Source organism: Amycolatopsis sp. WGS_07 (assembly GCF_045278895.1).
Classification (GTDB): Bacteria; Actinomycetota; Actinomycetes; order Mycobacteriales; family Pseudonocardiaceae; genus Amycolatopsis.
In genome coordinates, this window is the sequence record NZ_CP136053.1 from 233,234 (window position 1) to 251,245 (window position 18,012).

The window sequence follows — 18,012 nt, forward strand, 5'->3', positions numbered from 1 at the left end:
TGCCGTACTGACGGTAATCGCCCACTATCGATAGACTTTCCGCGTCTGCGTTCGGGGGAAATATGGGAAGTGACAGACGTGATCAATCGTTTTCGGAAAGTCCTGGCGAGCGCCGCGATGGGCACAGCGGTGATCGGGACGCTCGCCGTCCCCGCCCAAGCCGCCTCGACGGTTGAAGGCGGCGGGTTCTGGGATTACGTGTGCCACGCCGGGCGGGCTTGCATCAGGCTGGCGCATCATGGTCCGTCGCAGCCGGAATGGTGGAACCTGGACGGCTGCGGCGGGCATCGCATCCGCGACTACTACGACGCCGCGATCGCGCACGGCAATGCGGTCCGGGTCATCTATTGGGACGACACCTGGGACGAGACCGCCGCGTGGTCCTCGCGGCTGCTGGATCCGAACAAAACGGTTCTCGCCGCATGGGTGTGGTGCTGAGCTTGCGCAAGCGAACGCGAGACGGCCGCTCGTGGTCATCGCCTATCAGACCGGATTAGCCTGACCCGCTTTCCGTGACATGCGGCCGGATTCGCTCACTCTCCCGACTCGACCGAGCAACCAGCCGAGCGATCAGCTCCGGACCGAGCCGAGACGTCTCCAGCTCGGAAAGATCCTCAAGCTGCAACCGCACCTCCGCCGCACCAAACCCGAACCCACCCCCGGAAACGACATCAGCAAACCCAGCAGAGTCATAACAACGGCTCGCGCAATGGAAGACCCACTCTCGATCGCCCGTCGCCCGGAATTTCAGCGCGTACCACAACGCCTGGATCGCGTCGGCCGTGAAAGCGAGTGCTCCCGAAGGCTCCTCTTCGGCGTTCAATTCCGCGAAACCGTCCAGCTGGTCACCCTCGGAGGGCGCGCCGGACAGGGCAGCCGCCCAGGTTTCCGCCAAAGCCGCTTGGAACACCGCCTGATCCTCGGCGCGACCGTGCCGGGCAAGAGTGTCCACAGCGGACTCACGGCGCTGGACGCACGAGGCCGCGAAGGCGACCAGCCGCGCGGGGTCCAGGCCGGCCAGCCGGTCTCGGGTTGCCTGCCGGTCGAAGGTCACCATATGAACGCCGTCTGTCCAGTGCCTCCGGTGGCTCCCCTGCGTTCCGGGCCCACCAGCGTGGCCTGGCCGTCGTTCCACAGCCTGGTGCCGCACGGAGTGCACACGGGCCTGCTCGCGCCGCCCGCCACCGGCTGCCAGTGCTGTGCTCTGATGTAGTCCAGCGCGTTCATTTCCGCGTGGCTCCCCGGAGCCCCCGCTGGCACCGGGATGTCGCCGATCCGGTTCGCCTCGCTGATCTGCTGCGGGGTCAGGCCGCGGTCGCCGCTGCTCGCCACGACGCTGTGGGTGTTTCCCTGTGCGTCGCGCGCCGCGATGACCGACGTCGTCCGGTATCCGCGGCCGCCGGGGTCGATCAGGTTGTGGTACAGCTCCGCCCGGTCGCTGAGTTCGTTCGCCATCTGTTCCTGGCACGGCGTCAGCCCGAGCGGGTCGCGCCAGGTGTGCGGGTTGGGGACGTACTGGTGCGGATTCGTCCCGCCGCGCATGCCGATCGGGTCGGAGCTGCCGTACCGGGCGGACACCGGGTCGTAGTGCCGGAGGAAGTTGTAGTGGAAGCCGGTCTCCGGGTCGTGGTACTGCCCGGGGAACCGCAGCGGGGTGCTGGCCCTGCCCTGGCCGGTCGTCGTGGCTCCCCAGAGGGTCGTCCGGTGGAACCAGGCCACGTCCCCCCGTTCGTCGACCAGTTCCGTCGGGGTGCCGACCAGGTCCGTGACGATCGCGTAGAACTGCTCGTCGATCCACCGCTGGGGCGCGCGGTTCAGCGGCGACCGTTCGGTTTGGGTCAGCGGCCTGCCGGTCGCCGGTTCGTGGTTCCAGACCGTGACCCGGGCGTCGCCGAGGCCGGGGCCGTTCGGGATTCCGTCGGTGTGCGCCTGTTCCGCCAGTACGAGACCGTCCCAGGCGAAGTCGATCTGTTCCACTGCCCGCGAGCGATCCGGGGCGAGCCGCTGTTTCGAGATCCGGCGGCCGAGCGCGTCGTAGCGGTATCGCCAGCAGGTGCCGTCCGGGGTGACGACCTCGGTGAGGCAGTCTTCGGCGTTCCACGAGTAGCGCCAGGTGTCGGGGCGCTGGGACAACCGTTTCCGTTGCCGCAGCACGAGACGTCCCTGTGCGTCGTGCTCGTAGCGGACCTTGCCCGCCCGGCGGATCAGCGTGCCGCGGTATTCCCGGTCGCCGAGTTCCTCGGCGTCCGCCCCGGGTGGGGTGGGCCAGGACGCGCTGGCGAGGTTTCCCGCGGCGTCGTAGGCGTAGCGTTCGGTCCAGCCTGCTCCGGTGACCGCGACGACCCGGCCGGCGCGGTCGAGGTCGAACGAGCGCGGACCGGCAAGCCGATCGTCGAGCGCGGCCAGGAAACCGTCCGCGCGATACCGGTACGAACGGTGCTGCACCTCGAGCCCGGCGGCACCGGTGAGCGACTGCGACAGCAGCCGGTTATTGGCGTCCCAGGACTGGGCCAGCACCGCGTGCTGACCGAGGTGCCGCCGGATCTCGTTGCCCGCGCTGTCGTAGTCGAACCGCAGCGTGCGCCCGGCGGTGTGGAGCGCGACGGGCCTGCTGTTCGCGTCGTAGTCCCACCGGCTTTCCGCGCCCGAAGGCGTGCGACGGCGGACCAGCCTGCCGAGCGGGTCGTAAGAGGAGGCGACGGTACGGCCGTTGATGGTCTCGGCGAGCACCCGCCCGTCCAAGTCCCGACGGAACGTCACCTGTGCGTCCGGGTTCGTCGCTTCGACCATGCGGCCCATCAGGTCGTAGGCGAACGTCGTGACGATCTCGCCGTGGCGGCGTTCCACGACCTTGCCGAGGACGTCGTAGCTGAACCGCGCGGTTTCGCCCGCGCCGTTGGTGCGTTCGACGAGCTGGCCCGCCGCGTCGTGCCGGTAGGTCAGCACGCGGCCGTTGAAGTCGGTTTCCCGCACCAGGTTGCCCGCGGCGTCGTACTCGTAGCGCCACACCAGGCCCTGCTCGTTGGTGACGCTGGTCAGCCGCAGTTCGGTGTCGTACCCGTATTCGAACCGGGTGCCGTCGGGGCGGGTTTCGGCCGAGGGCAGGTCGAAGTGGGTGATCTCGGTGAGGCTGGTCTGGCCGAGCGCGTCGACGTGCGTGCGCTGGTTTCCCTCGCCGTCGTAGACCCACCGCTGAGTGGTCCCGTCCGCCAAGGTCTGCCAGGCCGGCGAGCCGCTCACGGTCCACCCATACCGCGTGACGCGCCCGGCCGCGTCCGTCAGTGCCGAAATGCGGCCGAAGCCGTCCCGCTCGTACCGCGTGCTCGCCCCGGCCGGATCGGTGACCGACACCGGCAGGCCCGCGGCATTGTTCTCGATGGTGCGCACCGAGCCGAGCGCGTCCGTGATCGTCGTCAGGTGCCCGTGCTCGTCGTAGCCGTAGCTGGTCACCTGCCCCGTCGTGCCGATCATGCGCGTGAGGTTGCCGCGCTCGTCGTACTCCTGCCGCTCAACCGTCCCGTCCGGCGCGACCGCCGCGACCAGCAGGCCGAGATCGTTGTACTCGAACCGGGCCTGATGACCGTCCGGCCGGGTCACCGCCAGGACGTTCCCCGCGTCGTCGTACTCGTACCGCACCACCCGGCCCAGCGGATCGGTGCGCGTCAGCAGCCGATCGAACTCGTCCCACTCCGAGCGGATCTCGTGCCCGGCCGGATTGACCTCGCGCACCGTCTGGCCGCGGTCGTTGAGGTAGTAGGCGGTCTGCTGCCCGAGCGAGTTCGTCCACCGCGTCACCCCGTCCTCGTAGGACATGGTGCCGCTGAGGAATCCGCCGGAGCCTTCCGCGCGCACCACCCGGCCTTCCGGGTCGTAGGCGTAGCGGTACCAGGCTCCGTTGCGGTCGGTCCAGCTGGTCATCCGGCCCGCGCCGTCGTAGGCGAACCGCAGCGGAGCCCCGGAGGAGTCGGCGACCTCGGCGAGCCGTCCGTTCTGGTAGCCGTACCGCATCAGCGGCAGATCAGCGCCGCCGTCGGCCCCGCGCAGGTACAGCGCGCTGATCAACCCGCCCGCGGACTCGACCCGGACGCGGTAGCCGCCGTGGTGCCGGATCTCCGTCAGCTCCCCGGCGTCGTCCCGGGCGAACTCGATGCGGTGCCCGTTGCGGTCGGTGATCGCCCGCAGCGGCAGCACCCCGGAACCGCGGCCGAAATGCAGCGTCCGGCCGTCCTCCGGCACGGTGACCGTGTAGCCCTCGCCGGTGAGCGCGAGCGGCCGCCGCGGCCCGGCCTGCGGCAAGGACTCCGGCGCCGGGTGCGGATAGAACAGCAGCGTGCCGTCGTCGCCCGCGAACGCGACCCCTTCGCCGTCGACCTCCAGCCGTTGGTCCACAGTGGACGCCCAGTTCGGGCCGAAGGACCGCCCCACCCGGTACGACGACAGGTGCACCCTGCGCAGCACCAGCGGCAGTGCGCCGGCCAGCTCGACGTCGACCTGCGGCAGCACCACGTCGCCGCTGGCCACGTCGATCGGATCGCCGCAGGTGTTCTTGTCCTTGTCCGGCACCCGCTCCTGCTGCGGGCCGCGGTTGTTGCCCCGGATGTCCCGCGACCCGGAACCGCCCGGCGAGTTGTTCCCGCCGCGCGATCCGCCCCCGGACTGCCCGCCGCCTGGGGAGTTCACCGAGCCCGGACCGTCGTGGCCGCCTCCGCGCGTGCCCTCCGGCTCCGGTCCCCGTCCGCCCGAGCCGCCGCCTGAGCCGCCGCCGGAGTTCCCCGGCGAGTCCGCGCTGGAGGTCGTCGTGCTCTCGTCCTTGCCGCCACCCTTGCCCGGCGACCCCTTCGGCGTCTCGATGTCGTTCGGCTTGGGACTCGGCTTGGGCTTGCCGCCCTTGAGCCCCTTCAACGACTTCGCGGCGTCCTCGAACAGCGTCCCGGCCTTCTTCAGCAGCGGCATCAACGCCTTGAGCGCTTTGACCAGCTTCGTCGTGACCTGGGTGATCTTCGACGCGGTCTTGGCGACCGCGGAGATCACCTGCGGCACGACCCAGGTCATCCCGATCCCGAGCGTGAACACCACCTGCAGCGCCCAGGAGATCAGGTGCCCGACCAGGTCGGCGATGGTGTCCCGGACCAGGGACCGGACCGCCGCGACGATCTCCCCGGCGGTTTTCACCCCGCTGGCCGCGCCCTCGCTGCCCTTCTGGGCGCTGGCGATCAGGGCGGAGGTGTCCTCGGCTTTCTTGCGGTAAGTGTCGGCCGCTTCGCCCTGCCAGTCCTGCAGGTCCTTTTTGACCAGTTCGGTCAGCTCCGCCGCGACGCTCTCGAGTTCCTTGGCGACGTTCGTCCAGGTCGCGGCCTGGGACTTGACCTCGTCCGCGTTGCCGGTCAGCGCGTCGAGCGCCTCCTTGAGCGGGCCGACGTGCTCCATCAGCCAGCCGACCCCGGCCGCGAAGATCGCGCCGAACGGGTCCATGACCGCGGTGAGCACGTCCAGCGCGGTCCCCACCGCACCGATCGCGACTGCGGCCCAGTTCTTGCTCTCGATCGCCTCTTTCAGCCCCGTCGCGTCTTCCAGCAACGGGACCCCGGCCATCGCCGACGTCTCCTTGACCGGCGCGACCAGCGGATTGCTCACCTGCGTCCCCCTCCCCGACCGCCGCTTTCGCGGGCATCTTTCGATCATGCATCGGGGACCGGCCATAGTCGCGTCCGTGCGCGCGGATTAACCTCTTCAGGAAGGTTTTTACCCCGCTTTACCGCCGATCCGGCATCAACGGGCACCGCGGGTCGGCCAGATGGCCGATGTACCGCCGGGGTTGCCCGCCGACCGGCCTGAATGGACCGACTTTTCGGATGATCCGGCATTCCCTTTCGCCGCAATACCTTCGGCTCGCTCCCGCTTCGCCGAGGAAGCGGGTCGTCGCCGAAGGAGTTCGCGCCAATGAAGCTGCTCGTGGGGATCGCCGCACTTGTCGCCGCCGGAGGGCTGGTCGCCGCGATCGTCCTGGCCAGCGACTCCGGCGGCACCGACTGGCACGCCTCGTGCGAAACGAAACCAGCGCAGACTGCGGACAAACACCCGAACGCGGTCGCCGAGGCCAGGAAAGCCTTGCTGAGCAACGGAAACGATCCGCGGCTGGAAATCGAGGTCGTGGATCTCGACGCGTGCGCGGTGGAGGTGAGCTGGAAGGCCGATCAGCCGCAGCCCTCCGCGTCCGTGGTGAAACTGCTCATCGCACTCGATCTGATCGACCGTTCCGGAGTCCCCGACGACAGCGAAGCCAGCGCCGTCCAGACCATGCTTTCGGCCAGCGACGACCGCGTCGCCAGCCGGCTGTGGCAGCAGCTCGGCGGACCGGCGATAGTCCAGCGGCAGGCCGGGAAACTCGGGCTGAAGCACACCACTCCGCCGGACAAGCCCGGTCAATGGGGTTCCACCGCGATGTCGGCGGAAGACGTCACCGCCATCTATCGGCACATCGCCGCGGAACTGCCCGACGACGAACGCGAATTCATTACCGAGGCACTGGAAAGCGCGCCGCGCAATGCCGCTGACGGGTTCGACCAGCATTTCGGGATCCCGCGCGCGTTTCCCGGCACGGAATGGGCGATCAAACAGGGCTGGGGTACTTCGGACGGGCGGCGGGTGCTCAACACGACCGGGCTGGTCCGGGCCGGGTCCCGGACGTTCGCGGTCGCGGTGATGAGCACCTGGGACGACAGCGTCGGCCTGCCCGCCGCGACCAAGGCGCTCACCGACGCCACCGGAGCGCTGAAGAACTCCCTTGCTGGCACCGGCAGTTTGACCTGACCCACGAAAGTCGCGGCCGCGCCGGTTGTCCGGAAGGCAACGAATCCCGCTGGTGCGGGGAACCGCTTTCTGCTCGCCTCACCCTCGCCGGATTCCGTCGCTTTCCGGGCAGCTGACCAGGTTTTCGTTCTCTCCCTGCCTCCTTCGGGGTGATTCTCGCCGTTCCAGCGACCGTGCTCCGACCTTCGTAGGTAGTGCCCGCCGTTTCGCCGACCGAAGGTATCCGGCGTCCCGTTTCCGTTGATCCGGAGGACTATTCGATGAAAACTCTCCTCGCCGGTTTCACCGCGTTTTCGGCGGCGGCGCTGGCCGCTGGCGCATGCGTGAACGCCGCCTCGGCCAGTCCGCTCGCCTTCTCCCAGATGCAGGCCCAGTCGATTTCGCGGGCGGGCAGCGTCGCCGACAGTCTCGGCGCTGGCAATGGCGGCGTTTATCTGGCTCGCGGCAAAGCCGTGGTCACGGTGACCGACGTCGCCGCGCAAGAAAAGGCCAAGGCCGCTGGATTCGCCACGAAGCTCGTCAAGCACAGCTTCGCGGAGTTGACGAGCGTCAAGGAGGGCCTCGACTCCGTCAAGAACGTTCCGCAGACCTCGTGGGGCATCGACACCAGAAGCAACCAGGTCGTCGTGAAGGTCTACGACGCCGCCTCGCCGGCTACTGCGGCCAAGGTGCGCGCCGCCGCAGCGAAGTACGGCGATTCCGTTCGGGTGGAACGGCAATCGGGCAAGCTTTCTACCCACATCGCCGACGGCGACTCCATCACCAACGGCCAGTACACCTGCTCGCTCGGCTTCAACGTGACCCGCGGCGGCCAGCCGTTCATGCTCACCGCCGGACACTGCACCAACCTCGGCGGCACCTGGCGCGGCGGCAACGTCACCGGCGCGCAGATCGTCGAAAGCGACTGCCCCGGCGCGGATTCCGGCCTGCTGACCCGCCCGAACGGCACCGGCCCCGGCGCGATCAACACCGGGCAGCGGATCACCAGCGTCGGCACCCCGACCGTCGGCGAGCAGATCCGGAAAATGGGCCAGACGACCGGCGGCGGCAGCGGCGAGGTCACCTCGGTCGACGAGTCGGTGAACTTCGACGTCGGCGTGCTGAACCACGAATTCGGCACCACCGCGCACACCGACCACGGCGACTCCGGCGGCCCCGCGTACGACGGGTCGGCTGGGCTCGGCACGCTGTCCGGCGGCAACACGCAGACCAGCTACTTCTACCCGCTGTCCCGCGAAATGTCGTCCTACGGGCTGCGGCTCGCCTGAGCCCAACCACGCAGGCCCGCCGCTCTCGGGGAGGAGCGGCGGGCCCTCGCGGGTCAGGTGGTGATCGGCAGGAGCGTGCTGGCCGGGGCGACCGTCGAACCGTCTGAATAGGACAGACGCGCCAGGTAGCGGTGACCAGGGTCGAGACCGGTCCAGCGGGCGGTCAGATCGACCGGTTTCCCATTGGTCACCGAAACTTTCGCCGGGTCGACACTCAGGGTTCCGGTAGACGCGCCGAGCATCCAGGTCTCCACCCGAACGGTCTGATCACCCCCAGCGGACAGGTCGACGTACACGTCATAAGCCCCGGAAGGCGCGTCCTGCCCGACCCACTCGTTCGAGCCAGCCAGGGAGCTTTGCGCGACCAGATCGTCCGTTCCAGCACGGTAGACGTACAGGTCGACGTCGGTTTCGGGCAGCACGTCGGCGGCGAAGGTCGCGAAGCGCGCGTACCGCGTGCCCGGCGGCGTGGTGACGGTGAACTTTGCGACGTGCTCGTTGGCCGCGGGTGCGGTCAGCGGGAAAGTCGCGCCGGTGGCGTGCTTCAGCGGAGCGCTGTTCTCCGTCGCGGGAGCCGGGCCGTCGACGGTCGTGGTGAGGGTGCCGGAGTAGCCGGGACGCACGGAAACCGTTGCGGTGCTTGCGGTTCCGGTGCCCCGTACCTCGGCGGGTGCCGAGACTTGCGCTGGACGAACCGCGATCGGGCTCCGCACGTCCGGCCCCGGCGTCCACGGTCGCCAGGCGAGGCTGCCGAACACGAACTTGCCGTAGGAGGCGGTGGTCCGCGTGAACGTCACGGTGAATTTCTGCTTGGCACCCGGCGGCACCACCAGGATCGACGGCTGCACTCGCACGGTCACGCCCGGCGGCTCCTGCACGGACACGCGCCCGGCCCACGCCTGGCGGCCCAGGTTCGTCAGCGTGCGCGTCACGGTCTGGCTTCCGGCGAGCGAGCCGACGCCGAACGACGGCACGTTCAGGTCCGTGGCGGGCATCGACGCGGCGCACTTTCCCGAGGGCGGCACCGAACCCTGGCCGCACAGGAACGCGTCCCAGTCCTCGGCGGTGCTGTCGTACACCAGCCCGGACGCCAGCGCCGCGCCCGGCGTGACCTGACCGGCTCCCCGGTCGAACGGCGTCGCCTCGGCTCCGGAGTCCGTGCGGATCGGCTTGCCGTCCGTGCCCTGGGGGTTCGCGGTGGTCATCAGGGCGGACTTGATCGCCATCGGCGACCAGTCCGGATGCGCGCCGGCCAGCAGCGCGGCCAGACCGGCGACGTGCGGGGTGGCCATCGACGTGCCGGATTCGAAGTCGAACTGCCGGCCCTTGTGGTTCACCGGCGCGACCGCGGCGAGCAGGTCCACGCCGGGGGCGAGCAGGTCGGGTTTGAGCAGGTCCCCGCCGGTGGCCTGGGCCGGGCCGCGGCTGGAGAACGACGCCACGAGGGGCGCGGTGACCTGGTCGTCGCGGCTGGCTGACAGGGCCGCGGTCGGGTTCGCGGTGGCGGAGACGTAAGCCTTCACCGGGGTGCCGGCGGCCGGATCGAGGTGCACGGTCGGGATGGCGTGCAGATCGGCGTTGAGCGTGTTCGGCCCTGGGTTCACCAGCACCATGCCGACCCCTCCCGCTTCGGCGACCGCGCGGCTCTTGTCGACGCGGTCGTTGGCTCCGCGGTCGCAGACCACGATCTTGCCCTTGACCTTCGCCGGGTCCAGCACGCCGCCAGGCAGCGACGGGTCCCATTCCTTCGAGTAGCACTGCGCGAGTTTGACCGGGTCCGCGCCGGACAGGCCGACCTGCGCGGGCAGCGCGACCGGAGACGACGGGACCGCCGAGCCGAGGCCGACGCCGACGTAGGTCGCGCCGTTGCCGAGGGTCAGCGTGGTGTGGTGAGCGACGTTGTCCGTGCCCGCGGCGACGGTGGTCACCCAGGGGTAGTTGCTCTGGACGGTGCTCGGGCCGGCCCCGTTGTTGGAGGCAGCGGCCGAGACGAAGACGCCCGCTTTGGCCGCGTTGTAGAAGGCGTACGCGACCGGGTCGTCGACAGCGCCGGTCGAGGTAGTGATGGAGTAATTGATGACGTCCACGCCGTCGGCGACGGCTTCGTCGATGGCCTTGACGAGGTCGCTGGTGTTGCCGGACGTCGTGTTGTCGGCCTTGTGCCACAACGCCTTGTACATCGCGACCCGGGCGGCCGGGGCCATTCCGCTGAACTTGCCGAAGTCCTTGCCGTCCACGGTCATCCGCACGCCGTAGTCGCCCGCGGCGGTGCTGGCGGTGTGCGTGCCGTGGCCGTCGTAGTCGCGCGGCGAGCCGAAGTACTCGTCCGGCACCGCGTCGACCGTGCCGGGGCCGAAAACCTTCGCGCCGATGAGCTTGTTGTTGCAGACGATCGCCGGTCCGGTCTTGCCGGGGTCGCACGAACCGTGCCAGCGGCGGGCGACCGCGCGGTCGCTCGGCGACGGCGGCAGCGCGGCGAACGCCGGGTTCTCCGGGGTGATGCCGCTGTCGATGTCGCCGATGATCACGCCGTCGCCGGCACGGGCGGTGCCGCCGAGCCGGTTCCACACACCGTCGCGGCCGGTGAGGCCGAGGTACGACGGGGTTTCGTAGTCAGCACCTTGGCGTTCGGTGTCCGGGGCGACGAAGAGGACGTCCGGCCGCGCGGCGAGCGTCGAAGCCTGCGTCTGCGTCATCTTCGCCGCGAACCCGGCACCCGCGTAGCTGTAGTCCGCGATCCGCTGGGCACCGGGGACCTTCGCCAGCAGCGCTGCCTTGCGCGCGCTGAGCTGTCCGACGTAGTCGCGGACGGACGGCGCGGTCCGGTCGAGCCGGGTGCTGTGCGGCACCGCGGCGGCTGGCTGGTCCTTGAGCATGACGACGTAGACGCCGTCGCGCGCGGGCGGGACAGCGGTGGCGGGAGCGGCTCCGGCGACCACACCTCCGGCGACGACGAGGGCGGCCAGCGCGAGGGAAACCCGTCTCATGAACACCTTCCGGGGAACAAGTGCGGCACGACGGCCGGTCCGGTTAGGACGGACCACGGGAAAATACGGCATGAGCCGCCGCGGCGGCACCCGGCGGACGACGGGATCCGATCAACGGAAAAAGACCATACTGAGGTCGGCTTGACAATACCCGCGATATGCCGTCGCGCCTCGAATTCGGCCGGCATAAATTGGTCTCGACCATTCGACCGTCTCACATCGCGGACGCTAAAGGGCACTTCCGGATTTCCGCGCGCAGTATTTCGCCGCCCGGCCGGGGCGCGGAGCCGGAATCCGCCGCCAGGGGCGTGCCGGTATCCGGTGCGCGGCGCCGATCCCTCCGTTCGTCGGTAGTCGGCGCGAACTCGGCGCGCGGATCATTCCGGTCTGCCCACCTTTCCCCGCTGGCCCCGGGTCCCTTGTCCCGGGCCGGCCGCCCCGCTGGAGGACTCCGTGAAAGTTCCCGTTCAGGTTCGGCGCGCAGTCGCGGTGCTCGCCGCCGCCGCGTGCGCCGCGCTCGCCGTCCCGGCCGCGGCGGTCGCCGGCGAGACGAACATCTCGATGCAGGCACAGGAGAAGGACAACTGGTGCTGGGACGCCAGCGGCAACACCATCGCCGCGTTCTGGGGCCATTCCCTGACCCAGACCCGGTTCTGCCAGATCGCGCACAACGAGTCCGGCGACGACTGCGCCAACAACCAGGGCTATCTCAGCGACGAGCAAACCGTTTTCCGCTACCTCGGGTTCCGCAGTGTGGGAACCTACAATTCCAACGGCTACCGGCTCGCCTTCTCCGGCATCAAGAACCAGATCGACGCCGGGCAGCCCATCGGCACCCGGATCGGCTGGACCTCCGGCGGCGGGCACATGCACGTCCTCTACGGCTACGACGACGCCAGCGGCACCGTCGAATACGGCGATCCCTGGCCGTCGAACAACCGCTACAACTCGATGAACTACGACTCCTACCTCTCCAACAACCAATTCACCTGGACCCACACGGTCTACGGAATGGTGGGCTGACCCATGAAGCGAACTCTCGTCCTCGCCGGAGCGATCGCCGCCGCGGTGTTCGCCGCCTCGCCCGCCTCCGCCGCCACGCCGAACGGCCCGTCGCCGTCGGACACCGCCGCGATCTCCGGACTGCTCGCCAGCCCCGGCACCGCCGCCCGGCTCGCACACACGAAATTTCCCGGTGCCGGACCCGCGCACGCTACCCGCGCGGCCGCGGACGCCAACACACAAATCCCGGTCTACGAACCAACAGCCGCATTCATCAGCGGCAACTCCGATGTCCCTGCTGCCCTGGCCTATGTCGCGTCCCCAGCGCATCTGGCCGACGGACGGGCGGCGACGGTCTGGACACAGCCCAGCGCGTCGGGCTGGCAGGTCATCAACGTCGCGTCGGGCAACGACGAACAGGTCCACGCCGCAGCCGCGCACGGCGGGTATCTGCTGCACGAACCACAGGTCAATGCCTGGTACTCGGTGTCCGGCAACACGGTCACCGTTCTCGACGGCGCAGTCTCCGGCGTTCCCGCAGGCACCCGCGTCACCCTGGCCGCGTACCAGGCTGAACTGCAGAAACGCTACGGCGACAAGCTTCCCGGCTCGACCTACGACAAGACCGGCTCGGGCGGTGGCTACGCCGCGCCCGCACCCAACACCAGCCCCGACAGCCTCCCCGTGCTCGCGCTCGCCCTCGGCGGCGCGGCCGTGGTCGTCGGCGGCGGGGTGCTGTTCCTGCGCCGCCGGCTCAAACACGACAAGTGACCACTCCGGCAGGGGCGCGGCGCCGCGTCCCTGCCGTGGACCGGGACAACTCACTTGAGCACAGAATCGACGCTGACGACCGCCGATCTCACGCTGGTGCGCGCGCTGCAACGGGAACCGCGCGCAACCTGGACGCGCGTCGGAGCCGTAGTCGGCACCGACGCGACGACCGCGGCCCGTCGCTGGGACCGGCTGCACAAAGCCGGGCTCGCCTGGCTCACCGCCTACGTGACGCCGCCGACCTGGACCGTCGGCTACGTCGATCTCGCCTGCACTCCCGACCGGCTGCTGGCCGTCGGCGAGGAGGTGTGCCGGTGGCCGCCGGTGTTCAGCGTCGAACGGACCACGAGCGACCATCAGCTCTTTCTCGGCATCGCGGCCCGCTGCTACCACTCGATGGACACCCTGGTGACCAAACGGCTCGGCGTCATCCCCGGAGTCCGCTCGGTGCGGATGGCGGTGGCCACGCGCATCCACCGCGAGGGCGGCGGCTGGACGGTCGGGCCCGATCAGCACTCGGAACCTTCACGGGCCAGCCTCCCGCTACCCCAGTTCTGGCAGGACGGCAGCGTACGCACGATCGTCGACGCACTCGGCACCGACGGCAGGCTCAGCAGCGCCGAACTGGCCCGCCGCTGCGGGGTCGGCGAATCCGTGGTGCGGCGCGTGCTTGCCCGACTGCTGCGCAACGGCGACCTGGCGTTTCGCTGCGACCTGGCACACGTGGCCGCAGGCTGGCCGGTGATCGCTGGCTACCGGCTGGACGTCCCCGCCGACGTATTGGACCGCGTGGCCGCCGCCGTCGCGGCGTTGCCGGAAACGCGCCTTTCCGCTGCGGTGGTCGGCCGCGGGAACCTGGTGGTGTCGACGTGGCTGCGCAACCCCGCCGACACCACCGGGTACGAAGCCCGATTGCTGCGCACTGCTGCGGGGGTGCGGGTGCTTGATCGCGCGGTCACGCTCACGATGCCGAAGCGGATGGGTCGCCTGCTGGACCAGGCTGGGCGGGCGGTGGGGTATCAGCAGATCCTTCCTGCTGGGGGACATCCGGTTCCTGGCGGGTAGAGCGGCTGCTGAGTTCGGTCGATCCGATTGCCGTATCCCTCGGTCTCGGTGGCGCAAGCGCGGCAGTCAGCCGTTCCTCGTTTGACCAGCGCGCGGTAGCGCGGGCGAGCTGGTGCCGAACCAGCATCCCGGAAAAAGCACCCCCTTGACATACCGTTTCATCTGACAATACGTTCTTGTCACCAGATGAAACACCCCGCGTCAAGGGAGGCCGCTCGGATGGTTCTCGACACCGCCTACCTGCTCCGCCGGGCGGCGGCCGCGCATCGGGGCGTCACGGCGGTCGACGACGGGAGTACCGCGCGGACGTTCGGCGAACTCCTGGACCGTGCCGAGCGGCTGGCCAACGCCTTGGACGCGCTCGGCGTGCCAGAAGGGGCCAGCGTCGGGATTCTGTCCGACAACCGCACCGAGTTCGTCGAGGTCGACTGTGCGATCGCGCTCGGCCGGCGGGTCCGGGTGGCGCTCAACGCGCGGCTGCATCTCGAGGATTTCCGTTACGTAGCCGAGGATGCGGAGCTTCGGGTGCTCTTCTTCGAGCCCCGGTTCACCGCTGCCGCGCACTCGCTGGCCGAGGAGTTCGGGCTCATCGCGATTCCGTTCGAGAAGGACCCAAGCTTCAAGCATTCGTACGAAGCACTGGTCGCGGGAGCACGAGCGGAGCCGGTGTTGCGCGACAGTGATCCCGAAGGCGCGGCATGGATTTCCTACACCTCCGGGACGACCGGGCGGCCCAAGGGAGTCGTGCTGTCGCATCGGGCGTTGCGGGAAGTCGCGTTGAATCTGCTGCTGGAGCTTGCGCCAGTGCGCGAGGGTGAGCGGATTTTGCTTACCCAGGCCGTTTCGCACGCGTCGGGGTACTTCGTGTTGCCGTATCTGATCAGTGGCGCCGGCGTGCATGTCATGCCGAAGTTCGATCCCGACGAGGTGTGGCACCGGTCCCGCGAGCAGCATTTCCGTACGCTCAAGGCAGTTCCGGCGATGCTCGAACCGTTGCTGGACGCGGCGCGCGGCGAGTGGGGTTTCGAGACGATCGTTTACGGAGCCTCCAGCGTCGCGTTACCAGTGCTGGAGCGCGCGCTGGAGAGGTTCGGGCCGACGCTTGTGCAGGACTATGGGCAGTCCGAAGCGCCGATGACGATCACCTGTCTCAGCAAGAAAGATCACCTGGACGCACAGGCCCGCCAGTCTGCGGGGCGGCCTTGGCGGTCGGTGGCGGTCGAGGTCCGTAGAGAGGACGGAAGGGTCGCGCGGGCCGGTGAGATCGGGGAGGTCTTCGTGCGCGGCTCGCATTTGATGACCGGTTATCACCGAAAGCCGGAGGCTACCGCGAAAGTGCTGGTAGACGGATGGTTGCGTACCAAGGATCTTGCCCGGACCGACGAGCGCGGGTTCGTCCATCTCCAAGGGCGCAACGACGAGATGATCAACTCGGGCGGGTACAACATCGCGCCGCGCGAGGTGGAGAACGAACTGTCGGCGCACGCCGCGGTGAGTGAGGCGGTCGTGCTGGGGCTGCCGGATCCGCGGTGGGGCGACGCGGTCACGGCGGTCGTGCGGTTGCGGGATCCGCAGGCGTTGTCGAGTCAGGAGCTGATCGAGTTCGTCCGGCCCCGCTTGGGCATCCGGACGCCGCGAAGGCTGGAGATCTGGGACGCCATCCCGCGCACGCCGTACGGGAAGGTCGACCGGGCCCAACTGCGCGACAAGCTGATCGGAGGCCTCGAATGACCGACGACATCGAGATCATCGGCGTCGGCATGCATCCCTTCGGCCGCTACACCAACGCTTCGTTGAAGGACCTCAACCGCGTCGCGTGTGTTTCGGCGCTGGTCGACGCGGGGCTGGGGGTGCGCGACATCGACGCGGTCTACGCCGCCAACGCGATGGCCGGATTGCTGCAGGGCCAGGAGATGATCCGCGGCCAGTCAGTAATGCGGGAGATCGGCATCGAACGCGTCCCGGTCACGAACGTCGAGAACGCGTGCGCAAGCGGGTCGACCGCGTTGCGCCAGGCGGTGCTCGCGATCCGCGCTGGTTCGGCGGACGTCGTTCTGGTCGCGGGCGTGGAGAAGATGTTCGTGGAGGACCGGGCAAAGACGCTCGCAGCGTTGGAGTCAGCGGGCGACCTCGACGTGGTTTCCGGGATCGGGCTGCAGTTCACCGCGGTGTACGGGATGCGGCTGCGCAAGCTCATCGCGGCGGGCAGGCTGACCGTGGACGATCTGGTCGCCGTTTCCGTCAAGAGCCACGCCAACGGCGAGCGCAATCCGTATGCGCAGCACCGGAAAGTCGTCAGCCCGGAGGAAGTGCTCGGCTCGCGGCCGATCGCTGACCCGTTGACGCTGTTGATGTGCAGCTCGATCTGTGACGGTGCGGCTGCGGTCGTGCTGGCTCGTCGTGGGGCTGTCGCAACGGAGAAGCCGACCATCCGCATCCGGGCCTCGCAGGCAGCGACCGGGTACACGACCACAGGGAACGAGCCGTCGTTGACGGAATTGTGCGCGGCGGCCGCGTATGCGGAGGCGGGTTTCGGGCCCGAGGACGTCGACGTCGCCGAGGTGCACGACGCGATGGCTCCGGCCGAACTCATCGCGTACGAACAGCTCGGCTTCTGCAGTCCTGGCGACGCGGGCGCGTTGCTCGACAGCGGCACCACCCAGATCGACGGCTCCCGTCCGGTCAATCCGAGCGGCGGGCTGTCGTCGCGCGGGCACGCGGTGGGAGCGACGGGGCTGGCGCAGATCGCAGAGCTGACCTGGCAGTTGCGCGGCGAAGCCACTGGACGGCAGACGCGGCGGCCGCGCATCGGCCTCGCCCACAACAACGGCGGCTGGCTGGAGGGCGAGTCCGCCGTGTCCTGCGTCCATCTGCTGGAGAGGACCGACCCATGGGGCTGAACGCCGCGTTGAAAGTGCCGGGAACCGCCGAACGGCCGCGCGACGACGGGCAAGCGCTCGTCGGAAGCCGCTGCGGCGAGTGCGGCGCGGCCTCGTTCCCGGCCCGCGCCGTCTGCCATCGCTGCGGAACAGCCGCGCCCGCCGAACACACTTTCGCGGCGACCGGCGTGCTGCTCACCTACACGACCGTGCACGTACCCCGCCCCGGGCTGCCCGCGCCGTACACCCTCGGCCAGGTCGCGCTGGACGACGGGCCGATGGTGTTCGGCCAGGTCCGGACCGATGGAACCGAGCCCGTAGCGGGGATGACCGTGCGCGTGCGGATCGGCGGGGCGGACGAGACGCCGCGCTATTGGTTCGAGCCTGAGCGTTTCGCTGGTTGATACGGTGACCTCACCTGAGGAAAAGCAGAGGTGGCCAGTGACAGAATCCGCTGATGGCTCCACAGTCCGCGCGGTCAGCCGGGCGATCGACATCCTGTTCGCCCTCGGGCACAGCCCGCTGACGCTCGGCGACGTGGCCGAGGTCGTCTCGCTCTCGAAGCCGACGACCTACCGGCTGCTGAGCACGTTGCGCGCCAAGGGAATGGTCGTCCAGGACCAGGCGAGCGGGCACTACGGGCTCGGCCCCGGCTGCTTCCACCTGATGTCCTCGATCTCCAACGGCAACGCGGGCTTCATCTTCGAAGCAACCGACGCGCTGGAGGAACTGCGCGACGTCACCGCGGAGACGGTCGCGGTGCACGTACGGGCCGGCCGGTCCCGGATCTGCGTCAAGGAACTCCCGAGCCCGCACCTCATCCGCTACATCGCGGGCGTCGGCGTCTCGGAGGGCATCCACACCGGTTCAGCGGGCAAGACGCTGCTCGCGTTCATGCCCGAGACGGAGCGCGAACGCCTGCTCAAGGACCTCCCTCTCGCCCCCACGACCCCGAACACGATCACCGATCTCGACACCCTGCGCGCCGAGCTGACGCGCATCGCCGAAGCGGGCGTCGCGTACAGCCACGGCGAACGGGCGGTGGGCGCGGTCGGCGTGACCGCGCCGATCACCGACGCGAACGGCTTCGCGCTGGCCGCGTTGAGCGTCATCGGACCGGAAGGCCGCCTCGGCGAGGAGAAGATCGCCGAGGTCGAACGACAGGTACGGGAGGTCGCGGCCCGGATTTCGGCGACGGTGTCCGGAGCGTCCGAAGTGGACTGAACGAGG

13 protein-coding genes are annotated in these 18,012 nt (G+C 69.3%); 10 read left to right on the plus strand and 3 right to left on the minus strand.

Features of this window, described 5'->3' with window-relative positions; translation table 11 throughout:
- Positions 1-78: 78 nt before the first annotated feature.
- The gene (locus RPX00_RS01000; protein WP_406636505.1) at positions 79-438 is read left to right on the plus strand and encodes a hypothetical protein; all 360 of its coding nucleotides are present in this window, start codon (positions 79-81) and stop codon (positions 436-438) included.
- Positions 439-493: 55 nt separating this feature from the next.
- On the opposite strand, the gene RPX00_RS01005 is transcribed toward RPX00_RS01000, so the two are convergent.
- Positions 494-1,057 carry a hypothetical protein gene (locus RPX00_RS01005; protein ID WP_406636507.1) on the minus strand — a complete coding sequence of 188 codons (564 nt, stop codon included), beginning with the start codon at positions 1,055-1,057 and terminating at the stop codon, positions 494-496.
- Positions 1,051-5,634 (minus strand): RHS repeat-associated core domain-containing protein, encoded by a 4,584-nt coding sequence (locus tag RPX00_RS01010; protein ID WP_406636509.1) that lies wholly within the window; start codon positions 5,632-5,634, stop codon positions 1,051-1,053. Before RPX00_RS01010 ends, RPX00_RS01005 begins: the two co-directional genes overlap by 7 nt.
- A 306-nt stretch (positions 5,635-5,940) precedes the next feature.
- Between RPX00_RS01010 and RPX00_RS01015 the strand changes: the two genes are divergently transcribed.
- Positions 5,941-6,810 carry a serine hydrolase gene (locus RPX00_RS01015; RefSeq protein WP_406636511.1) on the plus strand — a complete coding sequence of 290 codons (870 nt, stop codon included), beginning with the start codon at positions 5,941-5,943 and terminating at the stop codon, positions 6,808-6,810.
- A 260-nt stretch (positions 6,811-7,070) separates the two neighbouring features.
- The gene (locus RPX00_RS01020) at positions 7,071-8,078 is read left to right on the plus strand and encodes a S1 family peptidase (RefSeq protein WP_406636513.1); all 1,008 of its coding nucleotides are present in this window, start codon (positions 7,071-7,073) and stop codon (positions 8,076-8,078) included.
- Positions 8,079-8,131: 53 nt separating this feature from the next.
- Here the strand turns inward: RPX00_RS01020 and RPX00_RS01025 are convergent, their stop codons facing one another.
- Positions 8,132-11,065: a S8 family serine peptidase gene (locus RPX00_RS01025; protein ID WP_406636515.1), complete on the minus strand. Its 2,934-nt coding sequence runs from the start codon at positions 11,063-11,065 to the stop codon at positions 8,132-8,134.
- A gap of 453 nt (positions 11,066-11,518) precedes the next feature.
- Here RPX00_RS01025 and RPX00_RS01030 point away from each other — a divergent pair, with 453 nt between their 5' ends.
- The 7 genes from RPX00_RS01030 (at position 11,519) to RPX00_RS01060 (ending at position 18,006) form a co-directional block, all read left to right on the plus strand.
- Complete coding sequence (locus RPX00_RS01030; RefSeq protein WP_406636517.1) at positions 11,519-12,088, plus strand: papain-like cysteine protease family protein; 570 nt, start codon at positions 11,519-11,521, stop codon at positions 12,086-12,088.
- Positions 12,089-12,091: 3 nt separating this feature from the next.
- Positions 12,092-12,838 carry a hypothetical protein gene (locus RPX00_RS01035; RefSeq protein ID WP_406636519.1) on the plus strand — a complete coding sequence of 249 codons (747 nt, stop codon included), beginning with the start codon at positions 12,092-12,094 and terminating at the stop codon, positions 12,836-12,838.
- A gap of 54 nt (positions 12,839-12,892) precedes the next feature.
- The gene (locus RPX00_RS01040; protein ID WP_406636521.1) at positions 12,893-13,903 is read left to right on the plus strand and encodes an Lrp/AsnC family transcriptional regulator; all 1,011 of its coding nucleotides are present in this window, start codon (positions 12,893-12,895) and stop codon (positions 13,901-13,903) included.
- Between the two features lie 219 nt (positions 13,904-14,122).
- Entirely contained in the window at positions 14,123-15,634 is a 1,512-nt protein-coding gene (locus RPX00_RS01045) for an AMP-binding protein (RefSeq protein WP_406636523.1), read from the plus strand.
- The gene (locus tag RPX00_RS01050; protein ID WP_406636525.1) at positions 15,631-16,803 is read left to right on the plus strand and encodes a thiolase C-terminal domain-containing protein; all 1,173 of its coding nucleotides are present in this window, start codon (positions 15,631-15,633) and stop codon (positions 16,801-16,803) included. The genes RPX00_RS01045 and RPX00_RS01050 overlap by 4 nt, the downstream gene beginning before the upstream one ends.
- Complete coding sequence (locus RPX00_RS01055; RefSeq protein ID WP_406636527.1) at positions 16,794-17,186, plus strand: Zn-ribbon domain-containing OB-fold protein; 393 nt, start codon at positions 16,794-16,796, stop codon at positions 17,184-17,186. The genes RPX00_RS01050 and RPX00_RS01055 overlap by 10 nt, the downstream gene beginning before the upstream one ends.
- A 37-nt stretch (positions 17,187-17,223) precedes the next feature.
- On the plus strand, positions 17,224-18,006 hold the full coding sequence (locus RPX00_RS01060) for an IclR family transcriptional regulator (RefSeq protein WP_406636529.1): 783 nt from the start codon (positions 17,224-17,226) through the stop codon (positions 18,004-18,006).
- The last annotated feature ends 6 nt before the right edge of the window (positions 18,007-18,012 follow it).